Genomic DNA, 16,585 nt, shown 5'->3' on the forward strand with positions numbered 1-16,585 from the left:
CGCGACTCAAGGCTGGTACTGCGGGTTCGGGTGCGGGTAAGGGTGGGCAGGAGGAAGCCAGCGCAACGTCCAACAATAGCGCAGGCTCACGCAATCCTCAACTGCCGCGTCCCGGGGCCCTATCGGTGCTGGCTGGCCTCCGGCGGATCGCCGCACGGACGTTGCTGACAAGATTGGACCGTTTAGGTCCGTCCGTCAAGAGCTGACACGGCCTGAAACTTTCATCGCCCCAGCACCGGCCTCAGCTCTGCGAGGCCGGGATCGTTGCGGTGGGCGCGTCGTCGTCGGCCGGGAACTCGTGCACCGCGTACTTGTGGGTGCCTTCGAGGTCGTCGCGGATGGCCGCCTGGGCGCCTGCCGGCAGGGTGTGCAGAATCTCGCGCACCCGGGCCTGACGGCGGGCCACCGCCTTGCGTTCGGGCATCCCGGGGCTGGCAACGATCTGCGGCGGCACCCCCTCGACGTCGTCGACGCCGCCGTCGGCGTGGCCGGCGTCGATGGCGGCCTGCTCGGCGGCCGCGGTCGCCTGGTCCTTCTCCTCGGACATGCCGATCGGGCCGATTCGGCGGCCGTTGAGGAACTGCTTGACCGCCGGCTCATCACTGGTCAGCAGCACCTCACGCGGACCGAACATGACCAGCTTCTTGCGGTAGAGCATGCCGATGTTGTCTGGCACGGTACGCACCACGTTGATGTTGTGCGTCACGATCAAGATGGTGGCGTCGATCTGGGCGTTGATGTCGATCAGCAACTGGCTCAGATATGCGGTGCGGACCGGGTCCAGGCCGGAGTCCGGCTCGTCGACCAGGATGATCTTCGGGTCCAGCACCAGGGCGCGAGCCAGGCCGGCACGCTTGCGCATACCACCGGAGATCTCACCGGGGAATTTGTAGCCGTCATTGGGCATACCGACCAGGTCCAGCTTCTCCATGACGATGTCACGGATCTCGCTCTCGGACTTCTTGGTGTGCTCACGCAGCGGGAAGGCGGTGTTGTCGTAGATGTTCATCGAACCGAACAGCGCGCCGTCCTGGAACAGCACCCCGAACAGCGTGCGGATCTCGTAGAGCTCCTTGGCCGAGCACTGCAAGATGTCGGTGCCGTCGATGACGATCGAACCGCGCTCGGGGCGGAGCAGCCCGATCAGCGACTTGAGGAAAACCGACTTGCCGGTACCCGACGGACCCAGCATCACGCTGACCTCGCCCTCCGGGATCGTCAACGTGACGTCTTCCCAGATTCGGGCCGATCCGAAGGACTTCGTCAGATCCTGCACCTCGATGGCGACACCCATTGGTGGTCCTTCCGCAACGTCTGGTCATAGCCACGTCTCCCCTGTGGCTTGGGCCACTGTAGCGCACCGGTGCGGCCCGCAACGCCGGTCCGCCTCACTCCGAGGGTGTCCAATTACCGTGGAAACCCATCGGCACCCGCTGCGGCAAGTGCACGGTGGCCACCTGCTCACAGGTTGCAGCGTCCAGGATCAGGAGTTGGCCCTCGTCAGCGCCGCGATGGTGGCCCATTCCGATCAGGATGCCGTCGTCCTCGTCGCGACCGCCGGGGCGCGGCACGAACGACATCTCGCCGAGCACCAGCTGCGGGTCGAGCGGCGCGGTGATGCTCGAGCCGGTGGCGTAGTCCTGTTTGTACAGCGTGGTCGACATCTCCGACTGGCCGCCGCCGACGAACCCGCCCTCGATCCCGACGGTGTAGCCGAAGCGGTGTTTGGCGCCCAGCAGCGCCTCGTTGATCCGGGGGAATTCCTGCGGGCGGTCGTCGCGGGCCTCGGTGCTCACCGCGCCGGTGTCCAGGTTGATCGTCCACCGGTGCAGGACGGGCGGAGCGTCACCGGGCCCATGCCGGTCGGCGTCGAAGACCTTCGCGTAGCGCACCACGTCGAGCACCAGCAGTTCCTGGCCGGTCGGCGAGATCTCGGTGTAGGCGTTCAGCGGGTGGAAGACGTAGCAGGGCTCGACGTCGAACCACCGCACACTCGGCTCACCCTCCCGCCGCATCACCCCGATGCGCGCCGGGTAACCGGGGTTCCAGGCGTAGGGCAGCCCGGCCGGGGGCCGGCTGTCGCGGTTGACCATCGCGGTGAGGGGACTCGGCATCCGGACCTTGCCCACCAGGCTGTTCAGCACCAAGCGGGCCGGCGCGCTGAGCCAGCGGGGCAGGTTCATCGGCAGCACCTGGGCCGAGTCGAAGGTGACCGGCAGGTCATAGACGACGACATATTTGTCGGTCAGCGAGAAGTCGTGCATCATCGGCGACCCGGTCACCGCGATGTCGACGGTGCGTCGGGCCCGACCGCCGGTGTCGATCACCGAGTACTGCACGGTGTTGCCGCGGGCGAACGAGTACGACACGGCGTGCAGTTCGCCGGTGGCCGGGTCGCGGTGCGGGTGGGCGGTGTAGCCGCCGGCCAGCGTGCCGTCGAAGTCGCAGGTGCCCACCGTGTCGAGGTCGTCGGTGAGTTCGTAGTTGGCGACGCCGCCTTCCACCAGCGCCAGGGTCTTGCCGGCGTGGCCGAGCACGTTGGTGTTGGGCCCGACGGACTGCATCCCGGCGCGTGGGTCGATCCGCGCCGGCAACGGTTCGCCCAGCGCTGCGCAGACCGCCGGGGTGCGCACCCAGCGGTTGCGGTACCAGTGCGCCCGGCCGCCGCCCAACGCCACGCCGTGCACCATCGGGTCGCCGGTGAACCAGTGGTAGGTGGCCGGATCGACCTCGGCGACGGGATTGGGGCCGTTGCGCAGATAACGGCCGTCGAGGTAGTCCGGGATCTGGCCGCTGACCCGCAGGTCGGTGGCGGTCGTCTCGGTGTGCACCGGCGCCAGAAAGCCTTCCAGGTACGGGTTCGTCGACGGCACCGCCTCGCCGGTGGATTTGATGACCATGAAGACTCCTATAACATTGTTATTTCAGCGTTATGGATACCGTACGCCAGCTGTGCGACGATGACAACCGTGACTTCGCAGCCCGATCACACCGTGCGCGACGACCTGCTGAACGCCGCGCTGAGACTGCTCGACGAGCATGGGCCCGACGCGCTGCAGACCCGCAAGATCGCGGCCGCGGCGGGCACGTCGACGATGGCGGTCTACACCCACTTCGGCGGTATGGCCCAACTGATCGCGGCGATCGCCGAGGAGGGGCTGCGCCGGTTCGACGCGGCGCTGAGCATCCCGGAGACCGACGATCCGGTGGCGGACCTGCTGGCCACCGGCGTCGCTTACCGGGACTTCGCGATCGGCCGGCCGCACCTGTACCGACTGATGTTCGGCAGCACCAGCGCACACGGCATCAACGCGCCGACGCAGAACATGCTCACGCTGGGACTGGCCGAGATCGACGTGCGCTTCCCCAGCTTCGCCCACCTGGTGCGCGGCGTACACCGGTCGATGCAGGCCGGCCGGATCGCGGCGGGCTCAAACGACACGGACTCCGACGGCTCGGATGCCCAGGTGGTGGCGACCGCGGCGCAGTTCTGGACGGTGATGCACGGCTTCGTGATGTTGGAGCTGGCCGGGTTCTTCGGCGGGACGGGCGAGTCGGTTGCCGCGGCGGGACCGGTACTCAAACCCATGGCCACCGGCCTGCTGATCGCCCTCGGCGACACCCCCGAGCGGGTGGCGCAGTCACTGGCTGCGGTGACCGACCGGCCCTGAACAGCCGAAACCCCCGGACCTCGCGGGTTCCGGGGGTTTGGGCTGTAGTGCGAACTACTTGACGGTGACGGTGGCGCCGGCAGCCTCGAGCTTGGCCTTGGCCTCCTCGGCAGCCTCCTTGGCGACCTTCTCCAGCAGCGGCTTGGGAGCGCCGTCGACCAGGTCCTTGGCCTCCTTGAGGCCCAGGCCGGAGACGACCTCGCGGACCACCTTGATGACGCCGATCTTCTTGTCGCCGGCCGCCTCCAGGATGACGTCGAACTCCGACTGCTCCTCGGCGGCCTCGGCGGCAGCCGGGGCAGCGCCACCGGCAGCGGCGACGGCGACCGGAGCGGCAGCGGTGACCTCGAAGGTCTCCTCGAACTGCTTCACGAACTCCGACAGCTCCAGCAGGGTCATCTCTTTGAAGACGTCGAGCAGCTCTTCGGTGGACATTTTGGCCATGATTTCGGTCCTTTCTGATTCCGGTTAAGGAAGTCGGGGTTGGGGTTATGCCTGGTTATTCGGCAGCCTCGGCCGGAGCCTCGGCGGTGTCGGCGGGAGCCTCGGCGGCAGCGGGAGCCTCGGCGGCAGCGGGAGCCTCGGCGGGTTTCTTCTCCTGCAGCGCAGCGGCCAGGCGGGCCAGCTGCGAGGCCGGAGCGGCGAACAGGCCGGCCGCCTTGGACAGGTTGCCCTTCATGGCACCCGCCAGCTTGGCCAGCAGCACCTCGCGCGACTCCAGATCGGCGATGCGCTCCACCTCGGCCACGGTCAGCGCGTGACCGTCCATGTAGCCGCCCTTGATGACCAGCGCCTTGTGGTCCTTGGCGAACTTCTTGATGGCCTTGGCGGCGTCGACCGGCTCGCCCCGGACGAACGCGATCGCCGTGGGCCCGGCGAACAGCTCGTCGAGACCCTCGATCCCGGCCTCGGACGCGGCCCGCTTGACCAGCGTGTTCTTCGCCACCGTGTAGGTGGCCGAGCCGCCGAGTGAACGCCGCAGGTCCGCCAGGTTCGCAACGGTCAGACCGCGGTACTCGGTGATCACGGTGGCGGTCGAGTCGTTGAACTGCTCGACGATGTCCGCGACGGCGGCGGTCTTGTCAGCCCGCGCCATGCCTACCTCCTCGGGGTCGCTGTGGGTGTCCGTGCGATCCGCCTCGGAGACAACGAACGCCCCGACGCAGGAAGCGGTCGGGGCGTCACAAGTACGTGCCGGCGGGGCCGGTGCCTCGTCCTCCTGCGTGGGCCGCCGGGATGTTCCCGGACCTTCAACCGATTGCTCGGTGACCGACGGTCTTCGGTGGATCGGCACACACCATAGCGCGACCGGTGCCGATCAGCCAAAACGGCCAAACGCCCGCTACGCGCTCGCGACGACCAACAGCACGAGCACTGCCCCCAGCAGCGCCACCCGCACCCAATGCAGCCGATCCCAACGCGTCACGAGCGGGGGCGACACCTCGCCCGCGGCGATCCGATTGTTGACCGGCACCATCATCGTCACCGTCAGCAGCACCACCACCGCCATCAGGCCCACGCCGGCACCGATGAACCAGCGCTGCGGGCCGGGGTCGATCACGACAGCCACCAACATCAGGGCCAGCGTGGTCAGGTACCAGAACGGCATCACCCGGCCCAGTAGGCGGGCGCTGTCACTTCGGGCGGCCTGAAAACCCTCGGCGGGCAGCCGCCCGACGATCGGGTGCAGGAACGCCGCCACCGCGAACTCCGAACCCACCAGGGTTCCGGCCAGCAGTACCGCGAGAATCTCGATCGTCGCTGTCATGACATCCACCATGCTTGCTAAGCTGACAAAAAACAAGGTACTGACAAATTAGTCAGCATAGGAGGCGCTGGTGGCGGTATCGAAGAAAGAAGTCGGCGAGTGCCCGATCGACGCCGCGCTGTCGGTCGTCGACGGTCGCTGGAAGGGCACCATCCTGTGGCGGCTGGCCGACGGGCCGATGCGCACCGCCGAGTTGCGGCGCAGCATTCCGGGCATCACCGAGCGGATGCTCATCCGCCACCTGCACGAGCTGGTGGACGACGGCATCATTGACCGTCACGACGCCGGCACGGTGCCGCCGTGCGTGCACTATTCGATCTCCGACTACGGCGCGACGCTGGCACCGGTGCTGCAGGCGCTCTGCGACTGGGGGCGTACACATATAACCCGCGGATCTACCAGCTGATACTGCGATTCGTCGTACAATCCGTCGTATGGCAACGCTGACGATCCGCATCGATTCCGACGTGGAACGCGCACTGGCTGCGCTGACCAGCGGGGGGCGGTCCCGCTCGGAGGTCGCCCGGTCGGCGATCCTGGACGCTGAACGGGCATTGCGCCGGGCCCGGCTGCGGGCCGAGGCCGAGCAGCTGCGCGACGACCCCGCCGACGTCGCCGCCTCGCGCGAACTGGCCGCGGAGATGGACGCGGTCCGTGCGTGGTGACCTGTATCGGCTCAAGGCGCCGAAGGACGCTCGCGGTCACGAACAAGCGGGCGGGCGCTACGCCGTCGTGGTGCAATCTGATGACCTACCGCTCTCCACCTGGATCATCGCGCCCACCTCGACCGGTCGTCGTGCCGCGTCATTCCGACCGGAGATCGACATCGCCGGCACCAAGACGCGGGTAATGGTGGAGCAGCTCACGGTCATCGATCCGCAGCGCCGGCTCGGCGAGTTCGTCGGCCGACTGACCGGATCCGAGCTGGCCGCGATCGACACCGCGCTAGTGGCGGTGCTGGGACTCGACTAGCGCCGCGGCGCCCACCAGCCCGGCGTCGCCACCCAGTTCGGCGGGCACCACTCGCAGCCCGCTGAGAAACTCCAGCCCGGCGTGCTCGGCCAGCGCGGCCCGCAGCGGATCGAACAGCAGCGCACCGGATTTCGCGACGCCGCCGCCGATCACCACCAGATCCAGATCGCAGACCGCGGCCACCGAGGCGATCATCGCCGCCAGCGCATCGGTGCCGCGCCGGAATGCGCGCAGCGCCACCGGGTCACCGGCCTCGGCGGCCGCACCGAGCGCCTTGGCGTCCGCGGCTGACCCGTCCACACCACCCGGGTCCCACCCGTTGGCCAGCGCCCAGCGCACCATCGACGGCCCGGAGGAGACGGTCTCCACGCAGCCGCGCCCGCCGCACCGGCACGGCTGGCCGCCGGGGTCGACGACGACGTGGCCGACGTGCCCGGCGTTGCCGGTGCGGCCGTGAAACGGCGCGCCGTCGAGCACCAGACCGCCGCCCACCCCGGTGGAGACCACCATGCCGAGCATCGACCGCGTGCCGCGCCCGGCGCCGTGCCGGTGTTCGCCCAGCGCCATGCAGACGCCGTCACCGCCCAAGGTGACCGGCACCCCGGGCACCGCGGCGGCCACCCGGTCACGCAACCCGAACCCATGCCAGCCGGGAATGTTGATAGGGCTGACCGTGCCGGCGTTCACGTCGACGGGTCCGGCCGAGCCGATCCCGACCGCGCGGACCCGCCCGCCGGCTCTCGCCAGGACGTCGTCGAGCAACTCGGCCACCACCGCCCACACCACCTCGGCGCCCTGATCGCCGCGGGTGGGCCGAACCGCCGTGTAGGTCAGGGCTCCGTCGGTCTCGACCAGGCCGGCGGCGATCTTGGTGCCGCCGACGTCGAGCGCGAGCACGGGCATCAGTCGAGCCCGCTCGTGCCGGGCGCCAGCACCGCCAGCCGCACCGCGGGTGAGTACACCAGCGCGCCCGCCCCGCCGACCCGCACCAGCGCCCACCAGCTACCGGGCGAGGCCCATACCGGCGGGCGCAGCGTGAACTCGACCTCGACGCTGCTCCGCGCCGGGACCACCGCACCCAGCGCGGCCGGCCCCGACCATTCCCAGGTGCCCCAGGGGCTGATCAGATGCGCCTCGACTGCCAGGTCGGCGTGCGCGTCGGTGCCGACGGTGACACGCAGTCGCGCGGATTGCCCGGCGGTGACCTCGACCGCACCGGGGCCGTCGACGTAGAGCAGCCGGTCGGCGCCCGGATCGCCGACCCGCACCACCGCGATGTCTTCGACCGGCTGTCGCCAGGACGGCGGGACGTCACCGGTGACGTCGAGGCGGGCTCGGATCGGGTAGAGCCCCGGCGCGGCGTCGACCGGCACCGTCACCGCCACCGGCGTACGGACGTGCTCGCCGGCGGCCAACCGCACCGGATGCTCGGCCGGCGCTGCGTTCCAGCCGGCCGGACACGCCAGCGTCACCGCGCCGGCCAGGTCCGCGTCGATGCTGTCGCTGGCCACGGTGAGATCCAGGCTCAACAGCGCACCCGGGTCGGCGTCGAGCCGGTGTGGATGCAGGGCCGGGGTCACCGGCATGCCGCCCAGCGGCGCCGGCCCGCGGTTGTGCAGCCAGTAGCGGGCATACAGCGGCTGGGCGGTCTCGGCCTCGGGCGCCAACGGACCGGCGGCACCCAGGCGTTCGACGTCGAGTCGGGCGGTGACGGTGGCGATCTCGTAGCCGTGCAGCCGCCGCGGGTCCGGGTGCTCGCGGGCCTGCTCCAGCAGGTCGGCGCGGCCCAGCACGCTCACCGTCCCGACGTCGCTGCGCAGCGTCACGGCGGCATCGGCGCCGCGCGTCTCCACCAGCCGCAGCGTGACGGTCCTGGCATCGACGGGTTGTGCGCTGGCCCGCGCGGTCGGGTTGCCGGCGGCCTTGAGCGCGCCCAGGCCGACCGCGCCGGCGGCGTCGATGCGCAACAGCGAGCCGGTCACCGGTAGCGCCCCGGAGCCCTCGGTCACCGGGACCGCCAGTAGCGGGTCGGCGAACTCCGCGCTGCGCGCCGGGATACCCGCTTGGCGCCAGTCACCGTCACCGGCCACCAGGGCGTAATCGAAGGTGTGCGTCCAGTGCATCAGCTGGAAGGCGCTGCCGTCGGGTGCGGTACGGCGCGGCTCGTCTTCCCAGGCCGCCGACGGCCAGCTGGTGCAGGATCGCAGCAGCGCAGTGTGCAGCGTGCCGGCGGTGTCGACGGCGAAGCTGGGCACGCCGCGGTTGATCAGCGCGACGGTGCGCGCCTCGAACGGCTCCAGGTCAGCGCGGGCGGTCTGTTCGACGCTGATCTCGTTGCCGGCCAGCTCCTCGGTGACCCGGGCGATCTCCGCGGCCAGCGCGGCATCGTCATCGGCGGCGATCACCAGTACCGGCAGGGCACGCGGACCGCTCAGGTCGGCTCCGGGCACCCAAACCTCCGCGAGCGGTTTCGCCGCGGGCACCCAGACCCGGGCCCGGCCGTGCTGCTCGAGCTGGCGGTCCAGTTCGGCGGTGTAGGCGGGATCGGCGGCATCCAGCACCGTGCGGGTGAAGGCGTTGCGGTCCGGCCCCCCGAGGGTGATCCGGACGTCGGGCAGGTTGGAGTCGACGTCGAGGTTGCCGTAGCGGGGCCCGTCGGCGTCCGAACAGCTGGCGGTGACCCCGGCACGCACCAGCGCGACCATCAACTCCCGTGCGGACGGGGCAATCGCTGTGACTATCTCGGCCACCGAGACCGGCCGGCTGCCGTCGCCCACGTTGATCCGCGCGGTTGCCGACAGCCCGAACCAGCGGTGGGCGGGGGTGTCGAGGGTCCACGGGAACTGCGCGGTGTCCACCGAGCGTCCGGTGGGCTCGTGCAACAGCGCGAAGCCGCGGCCGATCACCGCGTCGGCCACCTCGGCGACCGGCAGCGCACCCGGAACCGGGCACGGCCAGCGCAACCGCAGCAGGTGATCGGCGCCGGTGAACTCGTCGACGGTGGTGGAGCAGTCCACCCGGTCGATGCCGTGCCACAGCGTCAGGGTCTGGGTGTAGGCCAGCACGCCCCGGATCCGCCCCGAGACCACCAGCCGCTCCCCCAGCGGGCCGCGGTAGGCCTGCACGGTGACGGCGGTGGCCACCGCCGAGGTGAACAGGTTGCCGCTGGGCACCAGATGCCACGGCCCCTCCCCGGACTGGGGGTGTTTCGGGTATTCGTCGTAGACCGCCAGCTGGTTGCCCAGCCCGCCTTCGCTGATCATTTCGCGCCCGTCGCAGCGCCACGAGGTGATGCCGCCGCCGCGGTCGGGGTCGGCGGTCAGCCGGTGGTGCCCGTTGGAGATCCGGCTGCCGGGTATCGGGGCCCAGCCCTGGGGATCCGCGTCTGGGGTCAGCCGATAGGCCCGCCAGCCCAGCGACGGCACGTCGCGGGCCAGCCAGCTCACGGATCGGCCGCCGTGCTCGACGTGGGCGGGCAGCTCGGTGCCGTCGGAATCGAACACCCGCACCCCGGCCGCGGCCGGCGGGTCCAGCCGCACGGTGACCACATCGGTGCGGTCGGCGGCCACCGGATTCCACACCACCGTGGTCTGGCCGGGCCCGGAACCGGCCTCGACCAGACCCGACAGCACCGCCAGCGCGGCGTCGCGGGCATCGGCGCCCAACTGCCAGGCGTCGCGCCAGCCGGTCAGCAGATCCAGGTACACCTGGTCGGCCTCCGACCCGGTGATCGCGTCGTGGTGGGCGCCGTAGCACAGCTGCGCCCACGCCTTGGCCAGCGCCGCCTCCGGGTAGCCGGTCCCGGTCAGCGCCGAGGCGAACACGCCGAAGCCCTCCGCGGCCAGCAGCGCCCGCTCGGCCGCCCGGTTGGCCTGCTTGGTGTCGATGTAGGAGACGTGGCAGCCGGTGTAGATCGGGTTCATGTCGCGGGTCTGCGGGGATGGGCTCTCGCCGCGCTCGGCCAGTTCGGCGCGTACCGCGGCGAAGAACTCGCGCGGCAGCCCGCAGACGAACTTCGGCCAGGTGTAGCGGGCGTTCCAGTCCCGGTGGATCTGCACCACCCAGCGGTTGGGCGGGGTGAAGTCGGTCCCCACCGGCAGCAGCACGTTGCGGGTGGCGGCGACCTTCTTCATCTCGACGAACAGCTGGTACACCTCGTCCTCGGCGTCGGCCAGCGTCTCCCGAGCGTCCATCCACCAGCCGGCGGCGTAGTGGGCGGGCATGTAGTGGGTCAGCAGGCCGCGTCCCGACGGTGAGATCCATTCGAACTCGGAGGCGAACTGCATCCGGTGCGGATCACCGGCCACCCCGTTTTGGGGGGCCATCGGCCCCCACTGGTGAAACGGCCCGCGCGCCCACGCACTGGAGGTCAGTCCGGCGTCGGCGGCCATCCCGGGGAATTGCGGGTCGTGGCCGAACACGTCGAGCTGCCAGACCGTAGCGGGGGCGGCGCCCATGATGTCGCGCTGAAAACCCATGCCCGCCACCAGGTTCCGGATGGTCGTCTCGGCGTCGGTCAGGTTGGTCGACGGCTCGTTGTAGGTGCCGCCCATCACCTCGACACGGCCCTGGGCCAGCAGCCGGCGCAGTTCGGCGCGGTCCTGCGGATGGGTGTCCCAGTACGGCTTGAGGTAGTCGACCTCGGCCATGACGAACTTGTACTCGGGGTGCTCGCTCGCCCAGTCCAGGTGGCCGCGCACCAGGTTGATGCCGTTGGTCTGCCGGCACGCGCCGAGCGGGTACTCGCTCCACGCACTGGTGTAGTTGGCCTGGGTGTTCCACCACACCGGGTCGTAGTGGAAGTGCCCGACCATGAACATCGTCCAGCCCGGCTCGGCCACGGTGAAGCTGAAACCCGTGCCGTTGGCCCGCGCGGCGCGCTGCCGGCCCGGAACCGGGTCTGCGACGGTCACCGGCACCTCGACGACGCCGCTGCCCGGCTCGGCCACGGCTTCCCCGGCCAGGCCGTCACCGTCCACCCGCACCGGTGTCGGCGCGGTGGCGCCGGCGTACTCGACCCGGACCAGCTGCAGCGGCGCGTCGGCCGGCCCGACGAACTTCTCGGTCGATTCGGCGGAGATCACCTGCATGGCACAAACCTACGGATGTGCGCCGGCCGCATGGCTTCTTTCGGCGACCGGGCACGCGTGGCAGGCTCGGGGCATGCCCGTCTCCAGCGAGGTACTGGCCGACCAACTCGACTGGCACTGGCAGCACCTGCTGCGCCCGCGGTTGGACGGTCTCACCGACGCCGAGTACCTGTGGGAGCCGGCGCCGGGCTGCCGGACGGTGCGCCGCGACAGCATCGACTTCGAGCTCCCGCCACCGGTGCCCGCGCCGTTCACCACCATCGCCTGGCGGATGGCGCACGTCACCGTCGGAGTCTTCGCGATGCGTAACCATCACCATTTCGGTGGGCCACCGGCCGACTACCAGAGCTGGCCGTATGCGCTGCACGCCGCCACCGCGCTGGAGCAGCTCGACGACGCCTACGCCCGGTGGATCGGCGGGGTGCGCGGTCTGGACGAGGCCGCGTTGAACCGGCCGGTCGGCCCCGCGGAGGGCCCGTGGGCCGACCGCACCATGGCGGAACTGGTCTTGCACATCAACCGCGAGACCATCCACCACGGGGCCGAGATCGCTTGCCTGCGCGATCTGTACGCCCACCGAGACGCCCACCGAGCCGATGGAACGGCCTAGTGGGCCGATGCATGGCCGTGCGGTGGCCGCCGCCATCCTGGTTCGTGCTGGTCAAGGGCATGGGGCATGATGTGCCGCCACGCCTGTGGGGACCGGTCAGCCAGGCATTGACAGAGCACTTCCGGCGTTGATTTGGCAGACTGCAGCAATGAGTTCGACCCCACCACGCCAGGTGGCCCGGCTGGACCGGGTGCCGCTGCCGGTCGAGGCCGCTCGCATCGGCGCCACGGGCTGGCAGCTCACCCGCGCCGCCAGCCGCGTCTTCACGCGGCTGCTCGGGCCGGGCCCGGTCCAGCAGAAGGTGATCCGGGAGCTGCCGCAGACATTCGCCGACCTGGGCCCCACCTACGTCAAGTTCGGCCAGATCATCGCCTCGAGCCCCGGCGCGTTCGGCGAGCCGCTGTCGCGGGAGTTCCGCGGCCTGCTGGACTCGGTTCCGCCGGCCGACCCGGAAGCGGTGCACAAACTGTTCGTCGAGGAGCTGGGCGCCGAACCGCAGCAGCTGTTCGCGAAGTTCGACGAGACCCCGATCGCGTCGGCGTCCATCGCCCAGGTCCACTTCGCCACGCTGCACAGCGGCGAAGACGTCGTCGTCAAGATCCAGCGCCCGGGCATCCGCCGCCGGGTGGCCGCCGACCTGCAGATCCTCAAACGGTTCGCGCAACTGGTCGAGGTGGCCAAGCTGGGCCGCCGACTGTCGGCGCAGGACGTCGTCGCCGACTTCTCCGACAACCTCGCCGAGGAGCTGGACTTCCGCATCGAGGCGCAGTCGATGCAGACCTGGGTGTCGCACCTGCACGCCTCACCGCTGGGCCGCAACATCAAGGTGCCCGACGTGCACTGGGACTTCACCAGCGAGCGGGTGCTCACCATGGAGCGGGTCGCGGGGCTGCGCATCGACGACGCCCCGGCCATCCGCAAGGCCGGCTTCGACGGCGTGGAGTTGGTCAAGGCGCTGCTGTTCTCCACCTTCGAGGGCGGGCTGCGGCACGGCCTGTTCCACGGCGACCTGCATGCTGGCAACCTGCTGGTCGACGACCAGGGGCGGGTGGTGTTCCTGGACTTCGGGATCATGGGCCGCATCGACCCGCGCACCCGGTGGCTGCTGCGGGAGCTGGTGTATGCGCTGCTGGTCAAGAAGGACCACGCCGCCGCCGGCAAGATCGTGGTGCTGATGGGCGCGGTCGGCACGATGAAACCCGAGGCGCAGGCCGCCAAGGATCTGGAGGCGTTCTCCACCCCGTTGACGATGAAGACCCTCGGCGATCTGTCTTACGCCGAGATCGGCCGGCAGCTCGGCGCGCTGGCCGACGCCTACGACGTCAAGCTGCCCCGCGAGCTGGTGCTGATCGGCAAACAGTTCCTCTATGTGGAGCGCTACATGAAGCTGCTGGCGCCGCGCTGGCAGATGATGTCCGACCCGCAACTGACCGGCTACTTCGCCAACTTCATGGTCGACGTCAGCCGTGAACACAACCAAGCACCGGAGGTGTAGCCGTGGAGGTGCGCAGCGGTACCGCTCGCTCCGGCGAGCTGGAGATCTTCTACGAGGACCTGGGCAGCCCGGACGACCCGCCGGTCCTGCTGGTGATGGGGCTGGGGGCCCAGCTGCTGCTGTGGCGCACCGGCTTCTGCGAGAAGCTGGTCGCCCAGGGGCTGCGGGTGATCCGCTACGACAACCGGGATGTGGGTTTGTCCACCAAGTTGGGCCGCAAACATGCCCGCGGCGCATTGGTACCCCGGATGGCGCGGTTCTGGCTGGGCAAGCCCAGCTCAGCGGTCTACACCCTGGAGGACATGGCCGACGACGCCGCCGCGCTGCTGGATCACCTGGACATCGACAGGGCCCACGTGGTCGGCGCCTCGATGGGCGGCATGATCGCGCAGGTGTTCGCGGCCCGGTTCGCCGAGCGGACCCGGTCGCTGGGGGTGATCTTCTCCAGCAACAACCGCCGGTTCCTGCCCCCGCCGGCGCCGCGCGCGCTGCTGGCGCTGCTGTCCGGGCCGCCGCCGGACTCGCCGCGTGAGGTGATCATCAACAACGCGGTGCGGGCCAGCCGGATCATCGGCAGCCCCGGCTACCCGACACCGGAGGAGCAGCTGCGGGCCAACGTCATCGAAGCCTACGAACGCAGCTACTACCCGTGGGGCATCGCCCGCCAGTTCGGCGCCATCCTGGCCAGCGGGAGCCTGGCCGCCTACGACCAACTGATCACGGCACCGACGGTGGTCATCCACGGCCTGGCCGACAAGTTGATGCGGCCGTCGGGCGGGCGGGCGATCGCCGATGCCATCGACCGGGCCCGGCTGGTGCTGTTCGAGGGCATGGGCCATGACCTTCCCGAGGAGCTGTGGGATCCGGTGATCACCGAGTTGACCACGACGTTTGCTGCCGGCCACTAGCTAATTGTTATCCGGCTAACAGCAGACGGTACGATGTCGGGGCCTCTTCCTGTCCCCCCGAAGATCGTGAGTAAACCGAGCCATGCCGAAATTGGAACCCAAGTACGAAGAACTGCAGTCGATCTACGACATCTCCAATGAGTTCTACGAGCTGTTCCTCGGCCCCACGATGGGCTACACCTGCGGGTTCTACCCCGACAAGGACACCACCTGCGATGAGGCCCAGATCGCCAAGTTCGACCTGGCGCTGGGCAAGCTGGGCCTGCAGCCCGGGATGACACTGCTCGACATCGGCTGCGGCTGGGGGGCCTGCATGCAACGAGCGATCGAGACCTACGACGTCAACGTCATCGGTCTCACCCTGAGCGGCGAGCAGCGCGAGTACGCGATCGAGAAACTGTCCAAGGTCAAGACCAACCGTCAGGTCGAGGTGCGACTGCAGGGCTGGGAGGAGTTCACCGACAAGGTGGACCGGATCGTCTCGATCGGCGCGTTCGAGCACTTCGGCCGGGATCGCTGGGAGGACTTCTTCCGGATCACCTACCAGGCGTTGCCCGACGACGGGCGGATGCTGCTGCACACCATCACCGCGATCGCGGGGTCGGAGGACGCGCAGGCCAGGGGCCTGCCGCTCACGATGGACCTGGCGAAGTTCACCTTGTTCATCATGAAGGAGATCTTCCCCGGCGGTCAGCTGCCCTCAGCCTGGTTGCCCCGCAAGTATGCCGCCGAGGCCGGCTTCACCGTGACCCGGGACGACGAGATCGGGCCGCACTACGCGCGCACCCTGGAAGACTGGGCGGCGATGCTGGCGGCCAACAAGGAGCGGGCGATCGAAGTACAAGGTCAGGAGGCGTACGACCGCTTCGACAAGTACCTCAACGGCTGCGTAAAGCTGTTCCGCGACGGGTACAACACGGTCCATCAGTACACGCTGCAAAAGTAGCCGGGGACCGGCCTGCCGTGGGGCTACGGCTTGGCTATATTTCACGTCAACCGATTCACCCTCGACCCGCTAAGCTGCAACAGTTGACCGGCACGGACCAGACGGCAACCGCCGGGTTCGGTCACGACGGGTTTCATCAGGAAGGCAACCAGTCACAAATGGTGGACAAACAGATGGTGGAAAAGGCCACACGCGCCGAGGGGATGCGTCCGAAGTTCGAGAACATCCAGGCCCACTACGACCTGTCCGACGACTTCTTCGCGCTGTTCCAGGACCCGAGCCGGACCTACAGCTGCGCGTACTTCGAGCCGCCGGACATCTCGCTGGAAGAGGCGCAGATCGCCAAGGTCGACCTGAACCTGGACAAGCTGAACCTGCGGCCCGGGATGACGCTGCTCGACATCGGCTGCGGCTGGGGCGGGACCATGAAGCGCGCCGTCGAGAAGTACGACGTCAACGTGATCGGGCTGACGCTGAGCAAGAACCAGCACGCCTACTCCCAAAGCCTGCTCGACGAGATCGACACCGAGCGAACACGGCGGGTGCTGCTGCAGGGCTGGGAGGAGTTCAACGAGCCGGTGGACCGGATCGTCTCGATCGAGGCGTTCGAGCACTTCGGCTTCGAGAACTACGATGACTTCTTCAAGAACTGTTTCGAGATCATGCCGGCCGACGGCCGGATGGCCATCCAGAGCAGTGTCAGCTTCCATCCGTATGACCTGAACGCGCGCGGCAAGAAGCTGACGTTCGAGACGGCCCGGTTCATCAAGTTCATCCTCACCGAGATCTTCCCGGGCGGGCGGCTGCCCACCACCGACATGATGGTGGAGCACGGCGAGAAGGCCGGTTTCACTGTGCCGGAGGCGCTTTCACTGCGGTCGCACTACATCAAGACTCTCCGGATCTGGGGTGACGCGCTGGAGGCGCACCACGACGAGGCCGTCGCGATCCAATCCGAAGAGGTCTACCAGCGCTACATGAAGTACCTGCGCGGCTGCGAGCACTACTTCACCGACGAGGCCCTGGACGTCAGCCTGGTCAGCTACGTCAAGAGCTGACCGCCGAGCAGTCGCAAAAGCCCCCGATTCCGAACGGAAAAGGGGGCTTTCGCGACTGGTCGTGGGG

Annotated in this window: 16 protein-coding genes; 9 read left to right on the forward strand and 7 right to left on the reverse strand. The window is 69.2% G+C overall.

Annotated features, from left to right (window positions below):
* Window positions 1-241: 241 nt before the first annotated feature.
* Both G6N19_RS05735 and G6N19_RS05740 read right to left on the reverse strand, forming a co-directional pair.
* Window positions 242-1,294 carry an ABC transporter ATP-binding protein gene (locus G6N19_RS05735; RefSeq protein WP_193465943.1) on the reverse strand — a complete coding sequence of 351 codons (1,053 nt, stop codon included), beginning with the start codon at window positions 1,292-1,294 and terminating at the stop codon, window positions 242-244.
* Between the two features lie 94 nt (window positions 1,295-1,388).
* Window positions 1,389-2,900 (reverse strand): carotenoid oxygenase family protein, encoded by a 1,512-nt coding sequence (locus tag G6N19_RS05740; RefSeq protein ID WP_193465944.1) that lies wholly within the window; start codon window positions 2,898-2,900, stop codon window positions 1,389-1,391.
* Between the two features lie 60 nt (window positions 2,901-2,960).
* On the opposite strand from G6N19_RS05740, the gene G6N19_RS05745 reads away from it, so the two are divergent.
* Window positions 2,961-3,671, forward strand: coding sequence for a TetR/AcrR family transcriptional regulator (locus G6N19_RS05745; RefSeq protein WP_193465945.1), 711 nt, complete (start codon window positions 2,961-2,963; stop codon window positions 3,669-3,671).
* 54 nt (window positions 3,672-3,725) lie between these two features.
* On the opposite strand, the gene rplL is transcribed toward G6N19_RS05745, so the two are convergent.
* The 3 genes from rplL to G6N19_RS05760 form a co-directional block, all read right to left on the reverse strand.
* The gene (rplL, locus tag G6N19_RS05750; RefSeq protein ID WP_013827620.1) at window positions 3,726-4,115 is read right to left on the reverse strand and encodes a 50S ribosomal protein L7/L12; all 390 of its coding nucleotides are present in this window, start codon (window positions 4,113-4,115) and stop codon (window positions 3,726-3,728) included.
* Window positions 4,116-4,170: 55 nt separating this feature from the next.
* Window positions 4,171-4,767 (reverse strand): 50S ribosomal protein L10, encoded by a 597-nt coding sequence (rplJ, locus tag G6N19_RS05755; RefSeq protein ID WP_193465946.1) that lies wholly within the window; start codon window positions 4,765-4,767, stop codon window positions 4,171-4,173.
* A 246-nt stretch (window positions 4,768-5,013) separates the two neighbouring features.
* Window positions 5,014-5,439, reverse strand: a complete 426-nt coding sequence (locus G6N19_RS05760) for a DUF1772 domain-containing protein (RefSeq protein WP_193465947.1) — start codon at window positions 5,437-5,439, stop codon at window positions 5,014-5,016.
* 70 nt (window positions 5,440-5,509) lie between these two features.
* Here G6N19_RS05760 and G6N19_RS05765 point away from each other — a divergent pair, with 70 nt between their 5' ends.
* From G6N19_RS05765 to G6N19_RS05775, 3 genes are read left to right on the forward strand one after another with little or no spacing between them, the layout of a single operon-like run.
* A complete protein-coding gene (locus tag G6N19_RS05765; RefSeq protein WP_013827617.1) occupies window positions 5,510-5,845 on the forward strand; it encodes a winged helix-turn-helix transcriptional regulator in 336 nt (111 codons plus the stop codon).
* A gap of 28 nt (window positions 5,846-5,873) precedes the next feature.
* On the forward strand, window positions 5,874-6,104 hold the full coding sequence (locus G6N19_RS05770) for a hypothetical protein (protein WP_013827616.1): 231 nt from the start codon (window positions 5,874-5,876) through the stop codon (window positions 6,102-6,104).
* Window positions 6,094-6,411: a type II toxin-antitoxin system PemK/MazF family toxin gene (locus G6N19_RS05775; RefSeq protein WP_013827615.1), complete on the forward strand. Its 318-nt coding sequence runs from the start codon at window positions 6,094-6,096 to the stop codon at window positions 6,409-6,411. Before G6N19_RS05770 ends, G6N19_RS05775 begins: the two co-directional genes overlap by 11 nt.
* Here the strand turns inward: G6N19_RS05775 and G6N19_RS05780 are convergent.
* Together G6N19_RS05780 and G6N19_RS05785 are read right to left on the reverse strand one after the other, a co-directional pair.
* The gene (locus tag G6N19_RS05780; RefSeq protein ID WP_193465948.1) at window positions 6,385-7,314 is read right to left on the reverse strand and encodes an ROK family protein; all 930 of its coding nucleotides are present in this window, start codon (window positions 7,312-7,314) and stop codon (window positions 6,385-6,387) included. The two genes, G6N19_RS05775 and G6N19_RS05780, sit on opposite strands and share 27 nt — an antisense overlap.
* Window positions 7,314-11,501: a glycoside hydrolase family 38 N-terminal domain-containing protein gene (locus tag G6N19_RS05785; protein WP_193465949.1), complete on the reverse strand. Its 4,188-nt coding sequence runs from the start codon at window positions 11,499-11,501 to the stop codon at window positions 7,314-7,316. Before G6N19_RS05785 ends, G6N19_RS05780 begins: the two co-directional genes overlap by 1 nt.
* Before the next feature lie 73 nt (window positions 11,502-11,574).
* On the opposite strand from G6N19_RS05785, the gene G6N19_RS05790 reads away from it, so the two are divergent.
* The 5 genes from G6N19_RS05790 (at window position 11,575) to G6N19_RS05810 (ending at window position 16,518) form a co-directional block, all read left to right on the forward strand.
* On the forward strand, window positions 11,575-12,111 hold the full coding sequence (locus G6N19_RS05790; protein WP_193465950.1) for a DinB family protein: 537 nt from the start codon (window positions 11,575-11,577) through the stop codon (window positions 12,109-12,111).
* 148 nt (window positions 12,112-12,259) lie between these two features.
* Window positions 12,260-13,606 (forward strand): ABC1 kinase family protein, encoded by a 1,347-nt coding sequence (locus tag G6N19_RS05795; protein ID WP_013827610.1) that lies wholly within the window; start codon window positions 12,260-12,262, stop codon window positions 13,604-13,606.
* 2 nt (window positions 13,607-13,608) lie between these two features.
* The gene (locus tag G6N19_RS05800) at window positions 13,609-14,514 is read left to right on the forward strand and encodes an alpha/beta fold hydrolase (RefSeq protein WP_013827609.1); all 906 of its coding nucleotides are present in this window, start codon (window positions 13,609-13,611) and stop codon (window positions 14,512-14,514) included.
* 82 nt (window positions 14,515-14,596) lie between these two features.
* On the forward strand, window positions 14,597-15,460 hold the full coding sequence (locus G6N19_RS05805; RefSeq protein ID WP_083037196.1) for a cyclopropane mycolic acid synthase family methyltransferase: 864 nt from the start codon (window positions 14,597-14,599) through the stop codon (window positions 15,458-15,460).
* Between the two features lie 158 nt (window positions 15,461-15,618).
* The gene (locus tag G6N19_RS05810) at window positions 15,619-16,518 is read left to right on the forward strand and encodes a cyclopropane mycolic acid synthase family methyltransferase (RefSeq protein WP_408632485.1); all 900 of its coding nucleotides are present in this window, start codon (window positions 15,619-15,621) and stop codon (window positions 16,516-16,518) included.
* Window positions 16,519-16,585 lie beyond the last annotated feature (67 nt).

Origin of the sequence: Mycobacterium novum, assembly GCF_010726505.1 — a bacterium.
Taxonomy (GTDB): domain Bacteria; phylum Actinomycetota; class Actinomycetes; order Mycobacteriales; family Mycobacteriaceae; genus Mycobacterium; species Mycobacterium algericum.